The sequence below is a fragment of the Agrobacterium sp. CG674 genome (genome assembly GCF_053521645.1).
Window position 1 is genome coordinate 109,826 of record NZ_JBNWDZ010000009.1, and the last position, 21,845, is coordinate 131,670.

Here is a 21,845-nt window from a genome sequence, read left to right on the forward strand (position 1 = left end):
GTGTCGCATGGTTCGATGCGAACTTTGCGAGGAGAGACCAAATGCCGATCACGCAGTGGGAAGAGCCCATCAGGATCAATACGCCAGTCAGCGGATACCAGACCGTCGAAAGCCCGTTCGCGGCATTGATTATTCTACTGGATGAGTGGCCTGATTTGCGGGGACCCGCCTATGTCCGTGCACGCAGTACATGCCGCGCCGCCATTGCCGGAAGGACGACGCCTGAAGAAGCCCGCGAGAAGTTTCTATGTGCTGCCCACGAGGCCGAGCTTCACCATTGATCTAAGGGCGAGCGTGAGCACCGACTATAATGGAGGCTCGTTCACGATCTTGACAGGTTTGGTGAGGCTTTTGACTGAATTATGGCCTAACGGAGTAGTCCCTGACCACCGTCCACCCATGTCGGGGATCCTGTGATGTGGCGAGACTTGTCGGATGCCAGAAAGCTGATGACCTCCGCAATATCCTCGCTCCGCCTAGGGCGACCGCCAGTGATAGGCACCTGACCCTGTGGCCAAATGACGGGGATAGCCGTCTCGTCCTCTTTCCGCAGGCTCGTATTGGCTTCGATATTGGTCTCGACCTCGCCCGGGCACACGGCGTTGATACGGATGTGGTGGCGAGCAAGCTCAAGAGCAAGTTGTTGGACCATTGCGACCTGCCCAGCTTTCGTGGCCGTATAGGCGGTCGCACCCGGTGTCGTAAACGTTCTTGTCCCATTGATGGAGGACACAACGATGATTGAGCCGCCACCCGCTCTCTTCAGTTCCGGCACTGCGGCACGAATTGTCAGGAAGGTGCCGGTCAGATTGATTGCAATCGTCTCATTCCATTCGCTGAGACTAAGATCATCGATTGGCGCCCATGCGCCGTTGATACCAGCGTTGGCAACAACAACATCGAGCCGACCGAATTGCTTGACCAATTGCTCAACCCCCTTAGCCATCTGATCTTCGTCAGAAATGTCTGCAAGCAGTGGGATTGCCTCGTGCCCATCGGCAACGATCCCATCAGCCACGGAGGCAATATCTTGCCAAGTATGCCCCAATACGCCAACCTTGAAGCCATCCCTGGCAAGGGCGAGAGCCGCCGCGCGTCCAATACCAGAGCCTGCTCCTGTAACAAGTGCGACAGGTGACTTCATGTTCATCTCCAATTCCGTTCAAAACAAAAATTGGAACTCTGGAAAACTATGGAAGTTCCTCGATATGATAAACGACACTGACAGAACCAGAGGCCGGATATGCTGCAGATCCGTAGTCATTATGAGCGCAGCGCAACCCATAACAGTGTCCAATAAACGTCTTGTTCCCTGTGTCTGTACACCCCCTCTCCTTCATGTTCCATAATGAGCGTCTGCGTGATTATGTCGGCAGGGCTCTGCCTCATGGGAAGACGACATTCCATCAGACAGGCCTCAAGCTCGCTTAGTGTCGTGATACCTTCGATAGGATCTCTGTTCGATGCCATGATTTTCCAGGCGTAGAGGCACGGTGTGTGACCAGCCATCGGCAAAAGATCTGCTGGCGCTAATCCGAAAATCGCTTTGCTCCGGTGCATGGTCGCCTCCCCAATATCAGGCGTCGCGAACATCGGACGACCCATGAAGTTCCACGCAAGTGCGTGTACGAAACCGCACTCAGGCGTCAGCGGCTCCTTTTGTCCGATGCATAGGCCATAGCTCTGACCATGCCGCAAATGATACCCGGCGCAGCGTGATGGGGGTTGTGTCCGACCCCTTCCAACCACGTGATATCCGCTTGAGGAACTCGTCGTGCGAGCCATTCAAGATGCCAATGCGGATCTACCGCTCCATCTGCGTCGCCATAAAGGATCTTGACCGGGCAAACGATCTCAAGTTCAGAGGCTCGCTCCATGTCGCCATTAAATCCCAACAACTCGTCAGCCATTGTGCAAATCGCCTGGTAATTGGCTGCGTGCCGGTAGGGAAACTCAAGCAGATGCTGCGGTATCGGATTGGGATGGTGAGCAGCGCGCATGGCACGTTGACCGAAATACCCGGCAAACCGCTGAACGATGTGACGCGTAAACAAAGGGCCAACAGCGGGCGCCACCGCAAGGCGGAGAAGAAGCATCGTCTCTTCTGGTGTTGGCCGACAAAATGGGGCGATTAGACACAGACCACTGACGAGATCCGGTCGTCTCTCGGCAAGGATCAAAAGCGGCGCGCAGCCAATCGAATGACCCACAAGTACAACATCATGCAGTCGCAGGGCATCAATCAGCTGCTCCAACCAATAAGACTGCGCCAGCGGGCCACGACTGCCTGCCAAACACTCACTGAAGCCGTAACCCGGTCGATCGGGCGCGACAATGTGCATGTCAGTTTCTCTAAGAGGGGCGAGCACCTCCTGAGCCAGACTGCCACAACCATGTAAGAGGACAACTGAAGGCGCTGCTTTGTCTCCGTGCTCCAGGAAATGCACGCGACGCCCATGAACGCCGATATAGCGTCCGTGAAGAGGATGGCTTGATGCGATGGTTTTCATCGCCAACGAACTGGCGTCTATGCCCTCGGTTCCGCGAATATCAGCTACAGCACATTTAAGTGAAGCCGTGCCCTGCTATTTTTCAAGCAGCTTTGGTCCATCCAAAGCAGCCCGTCGGCACTATGGAGTTGCCGACGATCAGCGCGCCCCTCCGATAGAGTTCAAGACCCCTTGGAGGCTCATCAAGACGAATTGCCCAGACCTGTTGGGTTTCATCAGTCCACAAGATTGTGCCCTCAACGGAACTGATGGCATCCAGGGCCTTTGCTGTGCTTGTTCCAGGCTGAAACATCACCATTACCGTGTCTGACTGAGGTGGCGGGATAAGCGAGCACGGACCTGCCACGCCGACGGCAAGTATGAGCGCCAAGGGCGAACTCAAGACGCGACCATGTGTGGAAGGCCTAACGTTTAACCAATAGACGGCCACGAGCAGGGGCAAAATTCCGAATGCAACAAACCAGGCCAAGTCCCAAAGAAGTGGGTTATCGACATCCATCCTGACGCGGTGAATTCCGAGGATCCAATGCGACAGGATGCCGTCGACAATGTGCCATGTCCCGAAGCCTGCTACGGCAAAGGCAGCCATTCTGCGGTTAGAGGACCGCCAGTCAACCTCTCTTCTTGCGCGCCATAGCATCCACAAGCCCCAGCAAGTGATGACGTACATCAGGACATGAAAAAGGCCGTCCGTCAGGATCAGTGTCCGGATATCACGACGGGCATCCTCCAAACCGCTTAGCAAGTGGTGCCACTGCAAAACCTGATGAAGCAATATGCCATCGAAGAAGCCGCCCAACCCGAAGCCGAGCGCTGCACCGGCATACGTGACGTTTCCCGAGAGTGGTTTCGCGTTTGCTTTGCCTGAGGTAGCCACTGAGATTTTCCTGTCCTGTATAAAGCTGCGGCACCTAAGCCAATAAGTCACAGAGTTTTAAACTTGTAAGCGTGATGTGTGGACTTTGCCGATGGCCGAGACTGGGCTTTGCTATTTGGATGTCAGACCCTGAACACGCACAGTGTAGGTTCGTAGAGTGCCCAGCCGATTTTCAGCGTAAGATCGTAACGATCCCGAAGTGCCCGTGTTGATGTAAGTTTCGAACTGGGTTTTTGCTCCCTCGTGGACAGAGACCTGGGAGGAAAGATAAGCTTGATCGAATTCAGCCGCAGACGCAGCTTTCAGAGCATCAAGTTTCTGGCCGTATTCGGTGTCCAATGTAGTGGGAAGCGCTTCACCATCCTTCTGCGCAGTATCGGCGAGGTCTTCCAGCGCATCCTCGTGCTCGCGTAAAAGATCCCTCGCGAACAACTTCGTTGCGCTATTCTGCGCCTTCTCTTCCGCCAGTCGGCTGGATTCGACCTCGAAGCGGCTGAAGGATGCAGCTGTCGTGGCAAATTGCGATTTCGATTGCGCGCTTGCGAACTTGATCGGGACGAGTGACAGGGCAACGACTGTGGTGAAAACATATAAAGGCGTCATATGTAGTCTCTCCTTTGATCGAATGACTATAATCTTAGGGCCGCGATATAAGCGGGAACAAATTGCAGGCCGGTCGGTCGCAGACGCATGTTACGGCTGCTACCAAGCCTTGAAACGGATGGCAGTCCCCCAATTGCTCGAGAATGCATCATTCGGCCCTCTGCCCATTGTGCCGCGAAATGTCACAACACGTTTGCTTCTGGCGGCCCGAACTTCGCGGGCTCAACATTGTTCCGAAGATGCCAATTTGCCACCACGCCCTTCAAGCGGGGTGATAACCGTGAGGTGCTCCCCCGGCTCCGACTTTGCCATCTTCGCCCGCTGCTCGAGCTCCCTCAGAAGGAACAATTTCATGCTCCTATGGTTTGAAGGACATGCAGGGAGACATGTGATGGCAGCTAATGACATTTTGAACGAGGATGTTTCGGATTTTGCGACCAGGCTTGAGGCGATGACGAGTGATGAGGTTTTTGCCGTCATGAGCTCGTTGGAAAAGCACAGCGAGGACGACGCCAGTGATCGGGAGGAAATCCTCTCCCGCATGACCCTCGTGGAAGAAGAAATCGAACGGCGATTTCCCGGGCAGATGCTGGTGCCTTACCGCGACTGGAAAAAAGAGCAGCCGTTGCGGTCCTGAACACCTTGGGTGAATACAACACGCCAGATAAGCTACGGATTACAAATGGACAACGAACAGCAGTCAATATCACGAACGCTTGGGGTTACTGCCCATTTCGATGCTGCGCTTGAGGCTCGGCATCGCATTGATTTTCTGAGCCACTATATGCGCCAGACGTCATGCCGAACATATGTTCTCGGGATAAGCGGGGGCGTGGACTCGCTTACCGCCGGCCTTCTGGCTCAAGCGGCAGTTTCGGAACTTCGCGCCGGTGGATACGACGCGAAATTTATTGCAGCTCGATTGCCCTACGGTGTTCAGGCAGACGAGACAGACGCGCAAAAGTCCCTCGGCGTCATCGGCCCGGATCGTATCGTCACAGTGGATATCAAGCCAGCAGCAGACGCCATGCTCGATGCGATCATGGTCGAAGGAGAGGACCTGGTGGACTCGGCTCGCAAGCACTTTCACCTTGGAAACATCAAAGCGCGGCAGCGAATGATTGCACAGTATGCGTTGGCTGGGTCAACCAGAGGACTGGTCATCGGGACTGATCAGGCGGCCGAGGCTCTCATGGGGTTCTTCACAAAGTTCGGCGATGGAGCAGCTGACATACTGCCACTTGCTGGCCTGACCAAACGACGGGTGAGAGCCATAGCTGAGCATATGGGGGCTCCGCAGGAACTGATATTCAAGGTTCCGACTGCAGATCTGGAATCAGATGCGCCTCTTCGGCCCGACGAAGACGTCTACGGCGTCACCTATGATGACATCGATGATTTCCTTGAAGGCAAGCCGGTCGCAGAGCCCACACGGCATTGGATTGTAGCGACCTATCGGGCGAGCGGCCACAAACGCGCACTTCCAGTGGCACCAAACGGCTCAATGGCAGGATGACAAGGCTCGGCCGCCATGGGTATGAAGATTGTGCCGACACAGGCGGCCCGTTCGCCGCCCTTCCACGCAAACGGACGGAGTTACCTGCCGGGAACAGTTGGCTGTGATGTCGGTTCTCGTTTTAGGGAGGAAACGATGAAAGACAGTCGCTGGATCCACTTGTGCATCGATATGCAGCGGATGTTCGCCGAGGAAACACCGTGGCATGTCCCGTGGATGCGGGAGGCGTCGCCTCAGGTCCAGGAAATCGCCCAGCGCCACCCGCAGCGCACCGTTTTCACGCGCTTCGTTCCGCCCAAGCGAGCTGAGGATATGTCGGGCATGTGGCGCAGCTACTACCAGAAATGGGACATCATGACCCTGGCTCGGCTGGGACCCGACATGGTCGATCTCGTCCCTTCCTTAAAAGCTTTGGTGCCGCCTGCGCGAATCTTCGACAAATTGACCTATTCGCCATGGACAACCGGCGAACTCCATCGCGTCCTAGGGGCGGAGGGTGTCGAGACACTCGTGATCTCGGGTGGGGAGACGGATGTGTGTGTGCTGGCTGCAGCTCTTGGCGCCATCGACCTCGGCTATCGCGTTATCCTCTTGAAGGATGCTGTTTGTAGTGGCGCCGATGATACCCATGACGCTTCGCTCGAATTGTTAGGCGATCGGTTCTCGGTACAGTTGGAAATTTCCTCCACTGCAGAATTTCTTGATCGTGTGTAAAGGTCACATCGACTAGGCAGGGAGCTTGGTCAGCCTCGCGACCTACAGCCGCGACCAGCAAGATTCGCTACGGCCTGTAGCGCTAGAGGATAAGTCAATCGCCTTTTGTCTTCATTGCGTCTGTGACCTTCCGCTTTAGCGGGTCAGCATTCGTTTCTCCCACAGCATCACGGTCGGTATCAGGGTCGTCCTTTGCTGGCAGATAACCCCGCGGGGTATTTTCCTGTGGACCCTCCCAGCGCGGCGACTGGTCCGTTGTTCCTGCTGCACCTTCCTTTGGCGACTTCATACCCATAGTCATATCCTCTGTTGATATCAAACTCGAACACTGGGCGGTCGTAATGGTTCCAGCCTTTTTCTTCATGTCATTCCGATCTGCACAGCCGATATTGATGCCATTGCACATGTCACCAATGCTGGGCACCTTGAGTGGGTGCAGGGAACTGTTGTCTGCTACCGGCAGAAGGGCTACCCGATCCCGATTGATAGGGTCCATATACTACCATTTCGTACAATGGGCCTAGGCGGGCATCTGGGATCAGGCTCTGAGAGAGATTCCACGTGCGGTGATCGGGAAAGGGGGATCAAGACGATGGCTGCATGGGACGTTCCTGTGGCGACTTGACGCCCAACTCAACGTTGTCGCACGAAAGGACAATATTGCCGATTTCTGAAGATGTGCATACGCTCTCTCGTACACGTGTAGCTATACATGTCCTCAGCATGGGAAGCTCGTGGGTGCGCCAGAGCGCGAATATGAAAAGGTTCTTGGGGTGAGTCGCGAGTAAAAAGAGTTAGGCAATGGTCTTGATCGCGTCTTTGAATGGCAGGGTGAACAACGACGCCCCATCACATTCCAAATCTAGCCGCTGAGACGATGCGTCCTGGCCTTGTAGCATGGCATCACTCATCAAAGATCGTGCGTCATCCGCGGTCTTCACCCGAGCTTTCTCAAGATCTGTAAGCTCGCTTCCCTCAAGGTCTTTGTGAATTCCATCCAGTAATGACATTGAACGAGTATCTAGGCATTTGGCCCTCCGACTTCGGCGCGGTAACCCGAGGTTCACTCTGGCGCCGCCTTGGTTCACCGGGATTCTAAATGCGACGCGCCTTTGAGCCGTTGCGCGCGCATTCGCACAATGCTGATATCCCAAGGCCGTCGGTAACTGATCTTCGTAGTCATGTGGAACTCTGTAGACACATAGGAGACCGGTGCTCCTGTCGTCATGGCCTGAAATGAGCATGCCGGAACCGCGCGGCAATGCGGCTTTGCGCCCTTGGCTCCATGTTGCGGCGACGTGCGAACCAATCCCAGAAACTAAAAGTTGACAATCTGCGCCAATACAAGTATTGATGGTTTATCGATATTTTCTTGCTGAGCTTTGGTTACCGCGCGATTGGCACCGCGCTTTGAACGAACCCTCCCTTTAAAACAATCGCTATCATCATCCGCAACGCATTCGCGTAGCGGTCGTCTCCATTGCTATGAAAGGGTTCATCATGACCACTGGCACCGTAAAATGGTTTAATTCCACAAAAGGCTTCGGCTTCATTCAGCCTGACAACGGCGGCGCTGACGCCTTCGTTCATATCTCTGCCGTCGAGCGCGCCGGAATGCGCGAAATCGTCGAAGGCCAGAAGATTGGCTACGAATTGGAGCGCGACAACAAGTCTGGCAAGATGTCGGCCTGCAATCTCCAGGCTGCATAATTCGGTATATGCTTTCCATTGACCACGGATGTACTGGCACTGTTGAAAGCACTTATCCAATCGAGCCGGGCCTGATGCCCGGCTTTTTTATGTCCGCTCGCGCAGTCGAACGGTAATTTGGAGATCAACCCATCACCCAGAGATACAGCAAATCGCGCCAGCAGGCCGAAATCGCTTTCGGTAATATTCAAACGCAGTTTTTTTCCAAGGACCATGCGGCGGAAGAGTTGGATTTCATCGTCCAGGCTCGTGAAGCCAAAACCCTTCGCCTTCGTGAAGCCCGCATCGCGAAGGAATTGGCCGACCGCACGAAGGCGGTTTCCGGTTTCATTAAAATGCGCGCCAGAAATCAGATAACTAAAGACCATTCATGAGGTTGTGTTGATACGTTGTAGGCTTGCGTCTGCGAGTTCTATCTCAATGCGGACCAACCTCGCCGCCTACAGGTGTCGGAAATGCCAAGTTATCCGTTGAACGAAGCTGTCGTTTCCGAGATTGACACACGTATCATTGCGCTGCCCACATGGGTCGTCAGCACTGTGGAGCTGGTGAACTCGCAGAGAATTCCGAACGTGCTGCCAAGGACGTCAATCCTGAAACAGCCGATCGGTTTCGCAAGTTCATTGTTGAAGTTGGAGAATGGGAGCAGACATTGCACGACAGGCAGACCCTCGCTTTAATCCCACGCCTTCTGGCCGAGCTTCGCATTCTTAAGGCTACTCTGGATTTCTCTACGGATGAAGCAAACGCCGCCGCGGCCAAGCTCCAACTGTTCACTTGAAATACCCGACACGCTTCGATCCGTAGCGCGCCTACTTAGGCCAGGCCTTCATACTGAAGACATCCCTGCCTGGGAGCGGCTCGTGATGCACACCGCAATCACCCTCATTTATTCAACCGTCCTACCGGGCGGACAAACCTGAATCCAAGGAAAACCAATGAATCCAGTCAGCGAAACGTCGACGTCGACGAAAGCTTACGATGTAAAAACGCTTGCGAAAAAGCACCGTATTAGCGTTGAGGATGCCGCCAAAATTATAGAGCAATATGGAGCGGACCGCAAAGCATCAGACAAGGCCGCGCGTCGCATAGCAGCCTAATTTTCAAGGTCGGAGAAAGGGCTGTGACCTCTCTGACCCCTTCTTCATGGTCAAGGCATAGGTTTTGGCATACGACCCCGGCTCCATGCGATTGTTCAGAACCTCCATAGTCCGACGTCGAATGATTTGAGACTTTTTTGGCTTCGGAAGAATGGAGTTTCCGGCTCGGTTTTCAGTTTGATTTAAGAGGCTTTTCTCAGGTGGTTCAAGCGGCGCTTTCGGATAGTGTCTCGTTTGATCCTTTCGCGCTCGAGCCAGCGGTTCGTCTCAATTCATGGCCAGATCGCAATCTCTTCCTTCTTCACCGAAAACATCTGTCATCTGCAGATCATCGCTAGCTTCGCTTAAACGCCATCAGCACCTGGCGGGAAATCGCTTTGTAGATTGAGGCCTGAATTCCAAGCCGAGACGACTATCGCGTCTTACATGGTTAAGGCGGCGCCACCAGTAGATGTAAGCCAACATCCTGCTCAAGATCGTGTTGACTGATCCAGACGAACGACGTTTGTCAGATCCGGGACCGATAAACGCGCCTTGAGCAGGCCGGCGGCAAGTTCCTTAATCGCGAACGGCTTGGTGAGGACTGGCCACGACACGGCTGCTCCTGCTTCCAGCTTGTCACTGTATCCAGTCATCAACACGACGGGAAGTTCGGGCTTCCGGCGGGCAATTTCCTCCGCTAACTCGATGCCCGACATGCCGGGCATCATGATATCACTGATAACGGCGTCTATATCAGGCTTGCGCTGCAGCAGTTGAAGAGCTTCCAGTCCGCTTGACGCCGTGAAGACCTCGCCTACCAGCCCGTCCAATGCAACACGCGTAGATTCCAGAGAGGCGGGTGTGTCGTCCACAATCAGGATGCATTTTGGAAGATCGGTATACGAGGAACTCTCTACAATCTGGCTTGAGGCGTTCGACTTCGGCAGCAAGAGAGTGATCGCGCTTCCGCGGCCCGGCAGACTTGCACCTCTGACCACACCGCCAGAGCTTGTCGCAAAACCATGAACCTGCGTCAAACCTAGACCCGGTCCTCCGTTTGATTTCGTCGTGAAGAACGGCTCGAACATCCGCTGCAGGTCGGCAGATGAAATCCCGCTCCCGGTATCGACCACTGTGATTGCGACGACCGGGCCATGAATTCGCTCGTCTTCAAACGATCCCTCCGGGACGTTGCGGGCAGTTATGGTCACGGTTCCCCCATCGGGCATCGCCTCGCGAGAATTCGTCAGAAGATTGATTAGCGCGATCTCCAGTCCAACCGGATCAGCATGAATCGCCCAGAGATCGACAGGCAGGTTTGACTCGAACACTATGCTGTCGTTGAGCGCTTGCCTAAGAAGCGGGATCATTTCCTGGAACTTGGCTCTAAGTTCGGTGTGTTCAGCGCCCTGATTGGATCGTCGAGCAAAAGAAAGGAGCCGGCGAGTAATGGATTTTCCTCTCGTCAGACCCTCTTTCATATGACCTAGAAGCCGCGTCACGCGCTCCTCATCATTCCTGCGCCGCTCTATTCCTTCGACGCCAGACTGAAAAACCATGAGCAGATTATTAAAGTCATGGGCTGCCTGCCCTGTCAGCTTTCCGAGTGCATCCATTCGCTGCCAGTTCGCCATGCTCTCTCGGCCGACCGTCCGCGCTTGCAACTCGCGGTAACCTAGAAAGGCTGCCGAAGCACATAGTAGAACGATCAGGGCACTGGCCACAACGAGCAGCAGCACGGCCTGTTCGGCCGGGCGCGTGTAGTCCACTGAAGGCAACCCAACCCTCACTCGCCACGGCATACCCAAGAGAGGTGCACCGGCGGTCTGAACGCTCGATCCATCGAACAACTCAAATCGCTCGGCTTCGATGACGCGACCGAAGTTGGTTGCTGGTTGAGCTTCACGGTTAGAGGTCACCGTAGCGGCAACGAGCCGTTCCTGGCTATCGATTACCCATGCCGACCATCCTGGCGGTAGTCCGCTATCTTTCAGGATCGAAGCAATCATCTCAGGTCGAATTACTGCAGACAATACGGCTCGTGTCTGTTCGTTGCGTTGGATCGGCACGCGTATCGCGAAAGCAGGTTTTCCTCCGGAGCCGACGACTACATTTCCGACAAGCCCGACGCCTGACTTAAGCACGCGGTCATGACTCTCCTGGTCAACCACTTTCCTGGAAGCGGATGCCGACAATGGAGGATAGGATAGGACGACATTACCTTCGTCGTCAGAGACCCTGATTTGCTCCCATTGAGGTGCTCGTGCCCTAAGCCGGCGCGCCGTCTCAGCGAAGCTAGATCTGGCGACAGGAAGATCCAGTCTGGGAGACTCTGCAATGATGGAAAGAAGCTGAATCTGGGTCTCAAGGTCACGTTGGACAGCGGCCGCAATGAGCTTTGCCTTATCCTGTAGCGCGTGAACCAACGCCGCTTGTCACTCGCGGATAACGTACCAGCCCATAAATGTCGCGAGCAGCAGCGCAGGAATAAGCGCAGAGCAGAGAAGCAGGAAAGCAGGTCGTGCCGTGATCAATGTGAACCTCGAGTTTACCATGCACTAAAATACTCTCCAATTCGCGAGGAGCAAGCTCGTAATAAGAAGACCCTAAAAAACTTCGAGTAATGAACGTGAGGAGCTTTGCTAGCAACTCCGAGTCCTTGTTATTCGGAGTGATCAGAGCAGGGCGCATACAAAGTAAATGAGGCGTGAGGTAACGGGGGTCAGGAGGATTACCCATGCGGCGGATCAAAATCGATGACGATCTTATCGCCAAACTCGACAGGATGATCGAGGTTAGAGGGTACCAAAACAGGTTAGATGTAAGGGACAGATACGCTTGCCATGATTGCTTCAGTTCCGTCGACGCCTTAAGCTATGGCATCCGCTCTGAGGCAACTAAAAAGGCCGGACTGCCGCCCGACCTCGTATCGCCCATTTTCGAAGAGATAACTGAGAGCGGCAGCGTACTGTTCAAACAGACTGAAGATTAGTTGCCGAATTCTTGCCGGACTTCTTGTCTCGCTCTAGGTCGTAGCTGAGCTTTTGCCCTTCAACGATTTCCCGCATCCCTGCCCGCTCAACAGCGGAAATGTGGACAAAAGCGTCTTCGCCGCCGCTGTCAGGCTGGATAAAACCGAAACCCTTTGTAGCGTTGAACCATTTTACCGTTCCAGTTGCCATAAAAAACCCCTTCGATATGTTCAGACACTCCGACGTAGAGATGTCACAGATGCAATAACGCTAATTTCGTTGAGAAGTTCATGCCTTGGCAAACAGCACCCAATCGAACCGGTTACAAAGCGACAGATCAGGTTCGGTTGACACGCTGGGCAACTCTTATTTCGCTCCGTCGCTTAGCGCGCTGAGCTTGGACCTGTCGTTCCTCGCAGGTGACGGCCAAGATACGGCAAGCTGCTTTTACTCACCCCAATAATAAAGAACGGCCGGCATCTTTTCAAAAACCTTAACGCTACAGGATGGCCTGCAAGCTCAGTTGATAATCTGGTGGCAAAGCTGACAACGCCTTTCCCAATCGCGTGCACGACGCTCTACCTCGTACGCCTTGATAGGAATCGGACCTTCGACAAAAATAGCGGAATCCAATAAAAGCAGTGAATTCTTGGTTTTTGGTGCATCGTTGCTCTCCCGCTCTTTTCTGGGGAGAAAACGAGTTTATTAGGGATGTCTCAGAGGCCAGCCTCTTCAATGACTTTATTCTTCCAGTGTCGGCGGAAGGAAACCTCTGAGTGTTCTGACGGGCACAGTCCCTGAGGTGAGGGAACAAAGTGGAGGCCTGTGCATTACTCGGCGTTGTTACTATTTTGGCGGTAGGCATGGACCAACGCGATAACTGGCATCTGACTGATCTACTTCATGCCGAAAAGGGTAAAGCTGATCCCTTTGCTGCTGCCGTTCGGTCCACCCGAATGCCAATGGCGATCACCGATCCTGCCCAACTGGACAACCCGATTGTCTTCGTCAACGAAGCATTTCAGCTCCTCACTGGATACAGCCGCGAAGAGTGCATCGGGAGAAATTGCCGGTTTCTTCAAGGTCCGAACACTGACCCTATAGCTGTGGCAAAAGTGGGTGAGGCAATTGCGAAAGGCGAGGATATTGCGATCGATTTGCTCAACTATAAAAAAAACGGCACCACCTTTTGGAACGCTCTTTACCTTAGCCCAGCGCGCGGTGAAGATGGAACAGTGCAGTTCTTCTTCGCTTCCCAGTTAGACGTAACGGAACGCGTGGAAGCACAAAGGCGAATTGCTAACCAGAAGGAGCAGGTCGATCACGAGGTTAGAGTTCGGACTGCTGATCTTGAGGCATCGCTGGAAGCACAATCGCTGCTTCTCCATGAGGTTGACCACCGGGTTAAAAACAATCTGTCTGTAATCGGTTCATTGCTACGAATGCAAATCCGCGAGACAGAAGAGCCAATTGTCAGGCGAGCTTTGCGATCAACAATGGAACGGGTTGACGCGATGGCCGCGATTCATCGGCGCCTGTATCAGGCAGACGATGTTCGATATTTCGAGTTATCGTCATTTGTTTCAAATCTAATTCAGGATGCGGTGAGCGCCAGTGCCTATGACACGTTGACTATCGTATCCAGCATTCAGCGGACAGTCTTGCCGTCCGAGCAAGCAACCTCCGCCGGGCTCTTGATAAACGAGGTACTCCTTCATCTCTTCGACAGCTACCTGCCGCTATCGGCTGTGAAAGTCAGTTGCCATTCAGACGGGACGACAATCACAATCACCGTTGGCAACCGGCTGTCGAGCAAAACCCCGCAACACGAATTGTCTCCTACAAGTGCGAAACTTATTACCAGATTGGCATCACAGCTGAAGGCACATGTGACCTGGAATTGTTCGCTCGACGATATGAGCGCGACGATCCGTATTCCAGTGAGCAATAATCATGCAGAGACCTAAGCCGCCCCTCAACATCCTGATCGTCGAGGACGAGCCGCTGATCGCAATGGATCTGGAAATGATGGTGGAAGACGCCGGGCATTCCGTCATTGCGGAAGCAACGTCACTATACGACGCAGAGGCATTGGCGGCGGACTTGCTACCGCACTTGGCTTTTGTCGATATTCAGTTAGCGCAAAACACCAGCGGCCTTGATGTTTCGAAACTCATTCAAAAACGGTGGCCTAATACCATCATCGTCTTCGTGACTGCAAACCCCAAGATCATTCCTGCTGATTTTGCCGGCGCTCACGGTGTCATGCCCAAACCGCTGTCCCGGAACGGCTTTCTCTCAGCCATGAAATACCTGCAAGAGGGCGTCTGCGATCCGCCGCCGACTGTCCCGCAGCCGAACAGCTTCACGGCCTCGCCTTCGTTTGCAGCTTCATGGGGAGAGCAAGGGCGCTGTCGGATTGTGGGTCAAACCGATCCTTAGTCCGACAGTTTCGCAAGCGATCGTCACCGCAGATCGTGGGCACAATTCCGACTTAACGGCTCGCGCAAATTTTGAGCTTTTCCCAAGGATCTTATTTGACCTACCCAACGGAATTATCATCACCCTCGACAGGCGACGCGGCAGAACCCGCAGATCTCGCCAGCCAACGTGTGGAAGCTCTCTACCAGACCGAACTGATGGATAGCGGCCCGGAGGAACGTTTTGATAGGTTGACGCGACTGGTCGCCATGACACTATCGGTGCCTGTGGCGCTCGTATCACTTGTCGACACAAAGCGGCAGTTCTTCAAAAGTACCTTCGGTCTTCCAGAGCCGTGGAAAACGCAGCGCGAAACGCCGTTGACGCACTCGTTTTGCCAGCACGTTGTTGCGAACGCGTCGCCTCTCGTAATCGTGGACGCAACGCTCGATCCCCTCGTCTGCGACAATCTTGCCATTCCTGATCTGAACGTCCGCGCTTATCTTGGCATTCCCTTGTTGAGTAGCACCGGTCACATTCTGGGCTCGCTCTGCGCAATCGATTCTCAACCGCACCGATGGACAGACAGGGATCAGGCTATATTGGTGGACTTCGGCAAACTCGTCGAAGAACAGATAGCGTTGCGAGAACGGGTTGAGGAACTGGCAAGATTTGACGAACAGCGATCGCTCATTCAGGGCGAGCTTGCCCATAGGAGCAAAAATATCTTCGCGGTAATTTCAAGCCTGCTGCTCGTATCGGCAAGGACTGAGACCGATCTCGATAACTATGTGCGAAGCATCACGGGGCGGATACAGGCGCTCAGCAAGGCAAATGATTTCATAGTCAACGTCAGGCCGGGCGACGATGGGTCTACAAGCAGCGTTGCCGACTTGATTGATGCATTACTCGCCCCCTTCAAGCGGGATACCAGGCAGGTTATTTTTTCCTGTCCATCATTGTCAGTGGGCGAGAGATCAGCGGCGGCGCTTTCCCTAGTCGTCCATGAGCTTGCAACAAACTCGGCGAAATATGGTGCGCTCTCGACCGCTGATGGTCGCATCGATCTGCAGTGCAGTTGCGATGGCAACACATTCAGGATCGTGTGGCGCGAGGTCGGCGGGCCTCCAGTGTCCGAAACGCCGACTAGAGAGGGCTTTGGAACAAAGATGGTGGCAAGAACCATAGAGGCGCAGTTGATGGGAACGATCGAGAGATCGTTCATGCGCGACGGTCTAGTAGTTACACTCGAGATCCCGTTGGAGGCCGTAAGGCGTTAGCTGGCGATCTGAGTCCTTCATTCGGAGACTTGTGGTGACCCTAGCTACGGGCGACGATTGATTTGGGTCGGTGCGTTTAGCTCGTCGTATAAACTGGGATTTCTATGACTGGGACGTCAACATGTGCCTAGACCACGGCCCCTGGAATCATCACGCCCCTACGGCGAATGGTCACCAGCGGAAGTTGGCCTGCATTCATCGTACTTACGGGGTTGCTGCCTTAGGCGATCCCCGCCGTCGTAGGATTCGTCTTGGTTGCCGCTTTCGGAAATATGTTGTTTCAACTGAAGGCTATTTGAGCGGCTACTGAGCTTCAGGCGGAAATGTTCTCTGAAATTGTTGGCCGAAAGAAAGCTGGTTAAGAGGTGCAAATTGCAAAATCCGAGCGAAGACCGCGACATGCGCAAGAATGACCATGACGCATAATGGACGGTCTTCGGATCTTCACTGACCTAAACTCAGAAGTGAACGGCAACCTGGTGGACGCGCACGAAATGGGAGAAGCATACGATCTTTTGGGCCTACCAAGCGTGCAGTACATCGAGCGCCTCGGAGGCAAAACGCGTTGAGCAAGCACCAGTCCTGGCTAAAAACCTACATCGCAAAAACATCTGGGCCATGGAAAGCGGCAATGTGCTTTTTCCTCGTGGGGATGTTTCTGATGGCGCTTAGCGCAGCGGCAATACTGGCCGGGTGGCAGAACGCTTCAAACAGGCTTGCGGCATACATGGCCTTGGCTGGCGTGGGATTTTTTGTTTCGCTCTTTTTTCATGCTTACTTGAGCTTACGGGGAAATAGGAGAATGAAGTTGGGGCAGCGTCAGCCGAGTTAGGAAACGAGGCACTGAAAAAGAACGTGGCAGAAGTCCCATCCTGTAATACCCTACCAGCCAATAGCATTCGCTGGGCTGACTTCCTTGTCGTATATAGCTGACGGAATCATTCATGCCAGCTCCGGCGGGTATCTTTTATCTCTATCGATGCCGATCTGGGATGATCAACCGGAAAAGTTGGACGAGATCTCGCAACATCAAATGACGGTTGCGGCTTCCAAGAAGCTCACCTTCGCGCCTGCCAAGGCGCTGAAGGATGCACTGAACAAGTGATCCCTGAGGTGGACAGCCCCGCCTTGCCAGGCGGGGTATCCAGTATCAGTCCCGGTTCGACCGGGACCAGATGAGGGAGAGGCCTTCCTCGTCTTCGACCTCGATCAGCGTTACGTAGATCGGACCAGGATGATCCGGTCGTCGAGCTTGACCGAGAGGAATTCTTCTCGCTCGAGGTCTTCTTCTCCGCTGCGCTGAATGCCGTGGACATCGCGCTTTTCCTGGAAAATGTGATGTCGTCCTATTTGACAAGCCTTGCAGCAGTTCTCACCCCACTGTCTGCGCCATCATAGGGTTTAAGGTTCCAGTTGGCTGAGTTAACGATCATAGTGTTCACCACCATGGAAATCTTGTTCGTCTGATTGGTCGTCGAATTGTACGTAACGTCTCGGTTCGGCAGGTAAATGATGCCTTCAAGCGTTTCGCCGTTCGAACCGTTGAATATGTATTGACGGGTGTTGGATCCGACCGCCGCGTTGCTGGTTTTCTCGAACATCAAAACGCCCTTGTAAGCGCCACTCGTAGGTGCCGACGCTTTGAAGGTGAGACCGCCATTAGCCCGTATTTCGCTGTCGACATCGGGGAAATAGAACGTCACGTCAGTTGCCGCTACACTCGAGTTACTATTGATGATCATTTGTCCCTTGATAATGTGAAGGCCCGGTTCAAACGTGATCGTTGGACTTCCATTAAAGGTCAGGTCGCAATGCATGCCGGGCTTTATAGACTGGGTTTGGCCGTCCTTTGTCCCGCTGTCAGTGCAGTTCGTCGGCAATTTCGGCTCTGCCATTTTACCGGCGTAGGGATCGGCAGCTGCGTTGCAACCGACCTGCAAATTCGTCAACGTGCCACCATTTTTGATGTACTGCGTGCCCTTGACGCAAAACCGCGTCGTTTCGATGGTCGAGCCACTGTTCATGATGAAGGCAGGATTGCTGATCGACTGTATGTCGATACCGCAGTTCTCAGCTTTCACTCGGGCACCCGAGTTGACCAGCACAGCCTGACTTTTATTTCCAAGCACATAGATGCAGGCACCAGACGCCTTAGCCTTCGGCGCGGACGCTGTTGCCGTAACCGAAATGGGCATTGTCTTCATCCCGATAAGTGGCAAAAATGAAGGCGTAAAATCAGCATGGAAATTGCCAGTCACGCTTCCGTCCGGGTTCGACGCAACAGTCACGGCGTGTTGCAGATCAATCGGCTGACCATCCTCAGAAACCAGATCGCTCAGAAAATTCTCGACCTCATTTCGTTGCGCTTGCAGCGTGGGTTTCGATGCTGCGGCTAAAACACCGGCGTCGAGTTTCTCCTGCAAGTGCTGCTTTTCAGTCATAGCATTCATGACATCGACTGACCCACCAGCAACCACAAGCAAGATCGGTGTCATCAATGCTGCCAGCAACGCGAAATTGCCGTTCCTATCACCGATTAGGTGTACACCGATTGGACAGATCGAAGTTGCAGCCAGACCAAATTTCTTCTTCATCGCAATGGGACCTTCGAATGCATATGCCTATTGGATTTAAATAATTGCGATGTTTTAAATTACTAAAAATACTTAGGATAACTATCATATTACTGACTTAAGTGCAGTTTTAACAATGCGCGAAAATCTAGGTTCGGTCACAGCTTGATGGCGTTTTCTACGCCTTGAAGGGGATCGAACCTCGCTTGCCCTTTTAATTCCTATATGGGATAGGAAAAACAATGTCTTGATCGACAAGAACATTGAACTTGTAGCCGGGGCGAATTTGCAGGGTCGGCTGAACATCCATATTCCGTTGGATGGTACGATCAGCAACCCGCCCGAACGTCTCTGCGAAATTCCGCCGCGTCGCATCCGAGGCAGTGTCCCGGGTCGCGAGCGTCGAGCTTTCCGGAACGGCCATGTCGATACCGGTCCCGATCAGGGCGATCAGCACGGCCGAGCCGAACGTTTTCAAATAATGATTGTTCACCTTGTCGCTGAAACCGCCATACCCCTCCGCGTCCGCCCCCGACATGCCGCCGATCTGTAAAGTCGAGCCGTTCGGGAAGATGATGTCGGTCCACACGACGAGAACGCGTTTTTGTCCAAAGGACACTTTGCTGTCATAGCGACCGAAGAGCTTTGTTCCTTGCGGAATGAGCAGACGATGTCCTGTCGCGCTGTCATAAACGCTTTGGCTCACCTGGGCGGTGATCCTCCCCGGTAGATCAGAATTGATGCCCGTAATCAGTGTCGCCGGTATGACCGAGCCTCGCTTCAGCTCGAAAGGCGATTGTTGAGGCACGACACGGTTCGGCAGGTAGCCAAGCTCTTTCAGGTCGGCGTTGAAGAATTCTTCCTTGGCGCCTTGGGCATTGGGATCAACGTTCTGACCACCGAGCCCGGCGCGCAACGCGGCCGCATAGAGATCGGGACCACTTGCCGTGTTTGCCGACGTCGTTGCGGCTCTTGCTTTCGTGTCCGCGGTCGCATCATGCAATTCAGCACGCCCGACCAGTTTGACCCTATCGATCGCAAGCGGCGCATCGTAGGCAGCGTTGTTCGCCTGCAGGCGGGCCATGCGCTGGCGCTGCTGCTCCCGCAGAACCTGTTCCTGTTGTTCTCTCGCGAGGCGAGCCCGCCAGACGGCTTCCGCTTCGAGTTCTTGACCGCGCTGCTGCACCTCGTGTTGCCCTGGCTGCGGCGTGAAGGGGTCGTTGGCCTTTTCCTCGACTTGTTTCGTCTCGACGGGTGTCGGCTGGAAGATGGTCTGCTGCTGCGGCTCGCCGATAATACCATCAGTGACGCCGCGTTTGATCTGGTCGGCGAACGTCGAGGCGGGGTTGCCCGAACTCGTCTCTGGACCGTTGTCCTTGCCGAAGTAGAGCCCGCGCGAGGCGAGCCCGTAAAAGATGACACCAAGAAACGCGACCACCAAGAAGATAATGACGACGATCGGCAGGCGGTTGATTCGCCGGATAGTGGATGGGGACTGGCTTTTTTGCGCGCCGCCGAGATTGAGAGATTGCACCATATGACCCTCCCTCACCCGCGCCGCATGAGCGACACGGCGCTCGCTGGCGTCGCGCCACTTGCCGTGACGGAATAAGCACGGCCGAGCTCGACGCTGTTTGTCGAAAGCCGAGCCAACACCTGACCATCGACGTCTAAGATCACATAAGCGAGCGGGATGACCGTCGCGCCGCTATCTGTCTTCTGATCGGTGACGACGGCATAGCCCCATCCCTTCAGCGCCGCTTCCATCGCCTGTCCGAACGGCGATGTATCAGTCTTGAGCGCAACGGTCGCTTTTCCCGGCCCGATCTGTTCGGCAAGGCGGCTCACCATATCGCCGGCGATTGCGCTGGCGGCGGGACCGGAGATTTCCGGCGGCGCTGTGCTGGAAACGAGCCCTTCTGTTCCGGTCGACTGGCATCCGGAAAGAAGGATGGTGAGGGTGCAGGCTGCGGCAAAATTGTGGAGAGGTCGCAAGGCGCGCGAATAGGAGAGAGGGATGTTCATTACCGCCCTCCCCGCTTGATGGTGATCTTTTCCTGTTTCCAACCAACACCGGAAACGAGCACCGCGCGATCGACATGGTAATCGACGACCATCATGTCGCCCTTCATCCGGTAGTTGACGATCCGGTTCTGCCCGCCTGAGGTGACGAACAAAACCGGCGCATCCTGGCCGGAGATCGAGCGTGGAAACTGGATGTAGGTCTTGAGCCCATCGGAGTAGACCCGCGTAGGCCGCCAGCCGGCGTTGCCCGAGACCGAATAGGCAAAGTTCAGCTGCTCGGCGGGGACGCCTGCACCCGGAATGGTGCTCGCTTCCAGCCTTGCGTTGATGTCGGCAAGCTTTGTCGAAACGTCCTCCGGATATTCAAAGCCGACACGTGCCATATACTGGGTGGGATGCGACTTAAGCTGAATGTGATAGGTCCGCCGTGATGTCGTCACTACCATCGAGGTCACAAGACCAGGCTCCGATGGTTTAACGATCAGATGGATGGCCTGACCGCCGGCAGCACCTGAGGTTGCCGGTTCTACCTTCCAACGCACCGTGTCGCCGACCAGCACGTCGCGAACCACCTCGCCGCCTTGCAATTCAATGTCGCAAACCTGTAGCGGCGAGCAGACGACAGAGGGCTGTACCTCGCCATAAAGGAAGATTACCTTTCCGTCGGCACCCTTGGTCACCAAGCCGGGGGACCCGCGCCATTGGGTAGAGATCCCCATACCCTTTGCTTCGTTGGCTGTGACGCCATCGGCAGCATATGCATGCAGAGGAGCGACTACCGAAGACACCAACAGTGCCAAGGCGAGAGCGCCCGTCAGCGTGGCCCGTGTTCTTGTGCGTGGGATGATCATATCAGGGGCCATGCCTTTCAAAGCTGTGCTGTCCAGTCGAAGTCGCGGAGATAAAGACCGATGGGGTTCAAGCGAATGACGCCCTCATCCTGCGGCGGCGTCAGGGTCACGGTTGCGATACCGCGGAAACGGCGGACGGCGGTTTCCTTGCCGCGCCGGTCGCGCTCGAATTCGGTCCAATCCAGCTGGTAGCTCTGGTTCGACAGCGCGACGATGTTGTTCACCTCAATGGCCACCGTCGAGTTCTTCGCTTTCTCGAAGGGTGAGTTGGAGCGAAACCAGGCATTGACCTTCTCGGTCGCCGGATCGGATGTCCTGAGCAGCCCATAGGTTCGGTCGATATACTGCTTCTGCACGACCGCATCCGGCGTCACACTCCGAAAATTCGAGACGAAGCTGCCAAGCGTGGCGCGCACGACACGCGGATCGGCATATTCTATCTGCTGAGGAAATCCGGCATTGACTGATGTGCCGAGCTTGTCGACCTCGACGATATAGGGAACGAGCTTGACCTGCGTGCTTTGGTAGAGCGCGTAGCCAAAACCGATCACAGCCATGGTCATGCCGGCTATGCCGACGATGCGCCACGCGGCGGCGGATCTGACATAGGAGCCATAACGCTCGTTCCATTCGTTGCGGGCGGCGATGTACGGATTGGCAAGATCGGGATTATCGAGCGGATTGTGTCCGGCCATGGCGGATCGGCCTCCA

At 54.6% G+C, this 21,845-nt stretch carries 26 protein-coding genes and 2 pseudogenes; 13 read left to right on the forward strand and 15 right to left on the reverse strand.

Translation table 11 applies throughout. The features are described from left to right. Window positions 1-41 precede the first annotated feature (41 nt). Entirely contained in the window at window positions 42-281 is a 240-nt protein-coding gene (locus ACQZ51_RS20460; protein WP_448780047.1) for a DUF982 domain-containing protein, read from the forward strand. 86 nt (window positions 282-367) lie between these two features. Here ACQZ51_RS20460 and ACQZ51_RS20465 read toward each other — a convergent pair whose 3' ends face one another. The 4 genes from ACQZ51_RS20465 to ACQZ51_RS20480 all read right to left on the reverse strand — a co-directional run bounded on the left by ACQZ51_RS20465 (window position 368) and on the right by ACQZ51_RS20480 (window position 3,990). Further along, the gene (locus ACQZ51_RS20465; RefSeq protein WP_448780048.1) at window positions 368-1,150 is read right to left on the reverse strand and encodes an SDR family oxidoreductase; all 783 of its coding nucleotides are present in this window, start codon (window positions 1,148-1,150) and stop codon (window positions 368-370) included. Window positions 1,151-1,646: 496 nt separating this feature from the next. Continuing rightward, window positions 1,647-2,510, reverse strand: coding sequence for an alpha/beta fold hydrolase (locus ACQZ51_RS20470; RefSeq protein WP_448780126.1), 864 nt, complete (start codon window positions 2,508-2,510; stop codon window positions 1,647-1,649). 82 nt (window positions 2,511-2,592) lie between these two features. After that, complete coding sequence (locus ACQZ51_RS20475; RefSeq protein WP_448780050.1) at window positions 2,593-3,387, reverse strand: DUF2243 domain-containing protein; 795 nt, start codon at window positions 3,385-3,387, stop codon at window positions 2,593-2,595. A gap of 111 nt (window positions 3,388-3,498) precedes the next feature. Next, window positions 3,499-3,990 (reverse strand): DUF4142 domain-containing protein, encoded by a 492-nt coding sequence (locus ACQZ51_RS20480; protein WP_448780052.1) that lies wholly within the window; start codon window positions 3,988-3,990, stop codon window positions 3,499-3,501. A 391-nt stretch (window positions 3,991-4,381) separates the two neighbouring features. Between ACQZ51_RS20480 and ACQZ51_RS20485 the strand changes: the two genes are divergently transcribed. The 3 genes from ACQZ51_RS20485 (at window position 4,382) to ACQZ51_RS20495 (ending at window position 6,220) form a co-directional block, all read left to right on the forward strand. Then, a complete protein-coding gene (locus ACQZ51_RS20485) occupies window positions 4,382-4,627 on the forward strand; it encodes a hypothetical protein (RefSeq protein WP_448780054.1) in 246 nt (81 codons plus the stop codon). Between the two features lie 45 nt (window positions 4,628-4,672). Then, window positions 4,673-5,506, forward strand: coding sequence for an ammonia-dependent NAD(+) synthetase (gene nadE / locus ACQZ51_RS20490; protein WP_448780056.1), 834 nt, complete (start codon window positions 4,673-4,675; stop codon window positions 5,504-5,506). Window positions 5,507-5,641: 135 nt separating this feature from the next. Further along, complete coding sequence (locus ACQZ51_RS20495; protein ID WP_448780128.1) at window positions 5,642-6,220, forward strand: cysteine hydrolase family protein; 579 nt, start codon at window positions 5,642-5,644, stop codon at window positions 6,218-6,220. A 94-nt stretch (window positions 6,221-6,314) separates the two neighbouring features. On the opposite strand, the gene ACQZ51_RS20500 is transcribed toward ACQZ51_RS20495, so the two are convergent. From ACQZ51_RS20500 to ACQZ51_RS20510, 3 genes are all read right to left on the reverse strand, one after another. Then, window positions 6,315-6,515, reverse strand: a complete 201-nt coding sequence (locus ACQZ51_RS20500) for a hypothetical protein (RefSeq protein WP_448780130.1) — start codon at window positions 6,513-6,515, stop codon at window positions 6,315-6,317. Window positions 6,516-7,014: 499 nt separating this feature from the next. Further along, window positions 7,015-7,464, reverse strand: coding sequence for a DUF6894 family protein (locus ACQZ51_RS20505; RefSeq protein WP_448780131.1), 450 nt, complete (start codon window positions 7,462-7,464; stop codon window positions 7,015-7,017). A gap of 142 nt (window positions 7,465-7,606) precedes the next feature. Beyond that, the gene (locus ACQZ51_RS20510; protein ID WP_448780135.1) at window positions 7,607-7,810 is read right to left on the reverse strand and encodes a hypothetical protein; all 204 of its coding nucleotides are present in this window, start codon (window positions 7,808-7,810) and stop codon (window positions 7,607-7,609) included. On the opposite strand from ACQZ51_RS20510, the gene ACQZ51_RS20515 reads away from it, so the two are divergent. The 4 genes from ACQZ51_RS20515 (at window position 7,721) to ACQZ51_RS20530 (ending at window position 9,030) form a co-directional block, all read left to right on the forward strand. After that, window positions 7,721-7,930 (forward strand): cold-shock protein, encoded by a 210-nt coding sequence (locus ACQZ51_RS20515; RefSeq protein WP_037062590.1) that lies wholly within the window; start codon window positions 7,721-7,723, stop codon window positions 7,928-7,930. The two genes, ACQZ51_RS20510 and ACQZ51_RS20515, sit on opposite strands and share 90 nt — an antisense overlap. A 131-nt stretch (window positions 7,931-8,061) precedes the next feature. Next, on the forward strand, window positions 8,062-8,304 hold the full coding sequence (locus ACQZ51_RS20520) for a hypothetical protein (protein WP_448780132.1): 243 nt from the start codon (window positions 8,062-8,064) through the stop codon (window positions 8,302-8,304). A gap of 149 nt (window positions 8,305-8,453) precedes the next feature. Further along, complete coding sequence (locus ACQZ51_RS20525) at window positions 8,454-8,711, forward strand: hypothetical protein (RefSeq protein WP_448780058.1); 258 nt, start codon at window positions 8,454-8,456, stop codon at window positions 8,709-8,711. 157 nt (window positions 8,712-8,868) lie between these two features. Beyond that, a complete protein-coding gene (locus tag ACQZ51_RS20530) occupies window positions 8,869-9,030 on the forward strand; it encodes a hypothetical protein (RefSeq protein WP_448780060.1) in 162 nt (53 codons plus the stop codon). Window positions 9,031-9,500: 470 nt separating this feature from the next. Here ACQZ51_RS20530 and ACQZ51_RS20535 read toward each other — a convergent pair whose 3' ends face one another. Then, window positions 9,501-11,156, reverse strand: a complete 1,656-nt coding sequence (locus ACQZ51_RS20535; protein WP_448780062.1) for a response regulator — start codon at window positions 11,154-11,156, stop codon at window positions 9,501-9,503. Between the two features lie 593 nt (window positions 11,157-11,749). On the opposite strand from ACQZ51_RS20535, the pseudogene ACQZ51_RS20540 reads away from it, so the two are divergent. Then, a pseudogene (locus ACQZ51_RS20540) lies at window positions 11,750-11,827 on the forward strand (ribbon-helix-helix protein, CopG family); the annotation flags it as partial. A gap of 157 nt (window positions 11,828-11,984) precedes the next feature. Here the strand turns inward: ACQZ51_RS20540 and ACQZ51_RS20545 are convergent. Beyond that, entirely contained in the window at window positions 11,985-12,194 is a 210-nt protein-coding gene (locus tag ACQZ51_RS20545) for a cold-shock protein (protein ID WP_448780064.1), read from the reverse strand. 653 nt (window positions 12,195-12,847) lie between these two features. Here ACQZ51_RS20545 and ACQZ51_RS20550 point away from each other — a divergent pair. From ACQZ51_RS20550 to ACQZ51_RS20565, 4 genes are all read left to right on the forward strand, one after another. Next, window positions 12,848-13,951 (forward strand): histidine kinase dimerization/phosphoacceptor domain -containing protein, encoded by a 1,104-nt coding sequence (locus ACQZ51_RS20550; RefSeq protein ID WP_448780067.1) that lies wholly within the window; start codon window positions 12,848-12,850, stop codon window positions 13,949-13,951. Continuing rightward, window positions 13,938-14,426 carry a response regulator gene (locus ACQZ51_RS20555; RefSeq protein WP_448780068.1) on the forward strand — a complete coding sequence of 163 codons (489 nt, stop codon included), beginning with the start codon at window positions 13,938-13,940 and terminating at the stop codon, window positions 14,424-14,426. Before ACQZ51_RS20550 ends, ACQZ51_RS20555 begins: the two co-directional genes overlap by 14 nt. 170 nt (window positions 14,427-14,596) lie before the next feature. After that, window positions 14,597-15,685 carry an HWE histidine kinase domain-containing protein gene (locus ACQZ51_RS20560; protein ID WP_448780070.1) on the forward strand — a complete coding sequence of 363 codons (1,089 nt, stop codon included), beginning with the start codon at window positions 14,597-14,599 and terminating at the stop codon, window positions 15,683-15,685. A gap of 916 nt (window positions 15,686-16,601) precedes the next feature. Next, window positions 16,602-16,790, forward strand: a complete 189-nt coding sequence (locus ACQZ51_RS20565; protein ID WP_448780071.1) for a hypothetical protein — start codon at window positions 16,602-16,604, stop codon at window positions 16,788-16,790. A 45-nt stretch (window positions 16,791-16,835) separates the two neighbouring features. Here the strand turns inward: ACQZ51_RS20565 and ACQZ51_RS20570 are convergent. The 6 genes and pseudogenes from ACQZ51_RS20570 to ACQZ51_RS20595 all read right to left on the reverse strand — a co-directional run. After that, window positions 16,836-16,963: pseudogene (locus ACQZ51_RS20570) on the reverse strand (DUF736 family protein); the annotation flags it as partial. 68 nt (window positions 16,964-17,031) lie between these two features. Continuing rightward, window positions 17,032-18,279 carry a TadE/TadG family type IV pilus assembly protein gene (locus tag ACQZ51_RS20575; protein WP_448780073.1) on the reverse strand — a complete coding sequence of 416 codons (1,248 nt, stop codon included), beginning with the start codon at window positions 18,277-18,279 and terminating at the stop codon, window positions 17,032-17,034. Between the two features lie 193 nt (window positions 18,280-18,472). Beyond that, a complete protein-coding gene (trbI, locus tag ACQZ51_RS20580; RefSeq protein WP_448780075.1) occupies window positions 18,473-19,795 on the reverse strand; it encodes an IncP-type conjugal transfer protein TrbI in 1,323 nt (440 codons plus the stop codon). A gap of 11 nt (window positions 19,796-19,806) precedes the next feature. Continuing rightward, window positions 19,807-20,283 carry a conjugal transfer protein TrbH gene (trbH, locus tag ACQZ51_RS20585; protein ID WP_448780076.1) on the reverse strand — a complete coding sequence of 159 codons (477 nt, stop codon included), beginning with the start codon at window positions 20,281-20,283 and terminating at the stop codon, window positions 19,807-19,809. Then, window positions 20,283-21,134 (reverse strand): P-type conjugative transfer protein TrbG, encoded by an 852-nt coding sequence (gene trbG, locus ACQZ51_RS20590; protein ID WP_448780133.1) that lies wholly within the window; start codon window positions 21,132-21,134, stop codon window positions 20,283-20,285. The genes trbH and trbG overlap by 1 nt, the downstream gene beginning before the upstream one ends. Before the next feature lie 17 nt (window positions 21,135-21,151). After that, a complete protein-coding gene (locus ACQZ51_RS20595; RefSeq protein WP_448780078.1) occupies window positions 21,152-21,829 on the reverse strand; it encodes a conjugal transfer protein TrbF in 678 nt (225 codons plus the stop codon). Window positions 21,830-21,845 lie beyond the last annotated feature (16 nt).

What these genes read in the sequence shown, in the direction of transcription:
- ACQZ51_RS20460 (WP_448780047.1), top strand. Translation starts at nt 42, where the DNA reads ATGCCGATCACGCAGTGGGAAGAGCCCATCAGGATCAATACGCCAGTC.
- ACQZ51_RS20465 (WP_448780048.1), bottom strand. Translation starts at nt 1,150, where the DNA reads ATGAACATGAAGTCACCTGTCGCACTTGTTACAGGAGCAGGCTCTGGT.
- ACQZ51_RS20470 (WP_448780126.1), bottom strand. Translation starts at nt 2,510, where the DNA reads ATGAAAACCATCGCATCAAGCCATCCTCTTCACGGACGCTATATCGGC.
- ACQZ51_RS20480 (WP_448780052.1), bottom strand. Translation starts at nt 3,990, where the DNA reads ATGACGCCTTTATATGTTTTCACCACAGTCGTTGCCCTGTCACTCGTC.
- ACQZ51_RS20485 (WP_448780054.1), top strand. Translation starts at nt 4,382, where the DNA reads ATGGCAGCTAATGACATTTTGAACGAGGATGTTTCGGATTTTGCGACC.
- nadE (WP_448780056.1), top strand. Translation starts at nt 4,673, where the DNA reads ATGGACAACGAACAGCAGTCAATATCACGAACGCTTGGGGTTACTGCC.
- ACQZ51_RS20495 (WP_448780128.1), top strand. Translation starts at nt 5,642, where the DNA reads ATGAAAGACAGTCGCTGGATCCACTTGTGCATCGATATGCAGCGGATG.
- ACQZ51_RS20500 (WP_448780130.1), bottom strand. Translation starts at nt 6,515, where the DNA reads ATGGGTATGAAGTCGCCAAAGGAAGGTGCAGCAGGAACAACGGACCAG.
- ACQZ51_RS20505 (WP_448780131.1), bottom strand. Translation starts at nt 7,464, where the DNA reads ATGCTCATTTCAGGCCATGACGACAGGAGCACCGGTCTCCTATGTGTC.
- ACQZ51_RS20515 (WP_037062590.1), top strand. Translation starts at nt 7,721, where the DNA reads ATGACCACTGGCACCGTAAAATGGTTTAATTCCACAAAAGGCTTCGGC.
- ACQZ51_RS20510 (WP_448780135.1), bottom strand. Translation starts at nt 7,810, where the DNA reads ATGAACGAAGGCGTCAGCGCCGCCGTTGTCAGGCTGAATGAAGCCGAA.
- ACQZ51_RS20525 (WP_448780058.1), top strand. Translation starts at nt 8,454, where the DNA reads ATGGGTCGTCAGCACTGTGGAGCTGGTGAACTCGCAGAGAATTCCGAA.
- ACQZ51_RS20530 (WP_448780060.1), top strand. Translation starts at nt 8,869, where the DNA reads ATGAATCCAGTCAGCGAAACGTCGACGTCGACGAAAGCTTACGATGTA.
- ACQZ51_RS20545 (WP_448780064.1), bottom strand. Translation starts at nt 12,194, where the DNA reads ATGGCAACTGGAACGGTAAAATGGTTCAACGCTACAAAGGGTTTCGGT.
- ACQZ51_RS20550 (WP_448780067.1), top strand. Translation starts at nt 12,848, where the DNA reads ATGGACCAACGCGATAACTGGCATCTGACTGATCTACTTCATGCCGAA.
- ACQZ51_RS20555 (WP_448780068.1), top strand. Translation starts at nt 13,938, where the DNA reads ATGCAGAGACCTAAGCCGCCCCTCAACATCCTGATCGTCGAGGACGAG.
- ACQZ51_RS20575 (WP_448780073.1), bottom strand. Translation starts at nt 18,279, where the DNA reads ATGAAGAAGAAATTTGGTCTGGCTGCAACTTCGATCTGTCCAATCGGT.
- trbI (WP_448780075.1), bottom strand. Translation starts at nt 19,795, where the DNA reads ATGGTGCAATCTCTCAATCTCGGCGGCGCGCAAAAAAGCCAGTCCCCA.
- trbH (WP_448780076.1), bottom strand. Translation starts at nt 20,283, where the DNA reads ATGAACATCCCTCTCTCCTATTCGCGCGCCTTGCGACCTCTCCACAAT.
- trbG (WP_448780133.1), bottom strand. Translation starts at nt 21,134, where the DNA reads ATGATCATCCCACGCACAAGAACACGGGCCACGCTGACGGGCGCTCTC.
- ACQZ51_RS20595 (WP_448780078.1), bottom strand. Translation starts at nt 21,829, where the DNA reads ATGGCCGGACACAATCCGCTCGATAATCCCGATCTTGCCAATCCGTAC.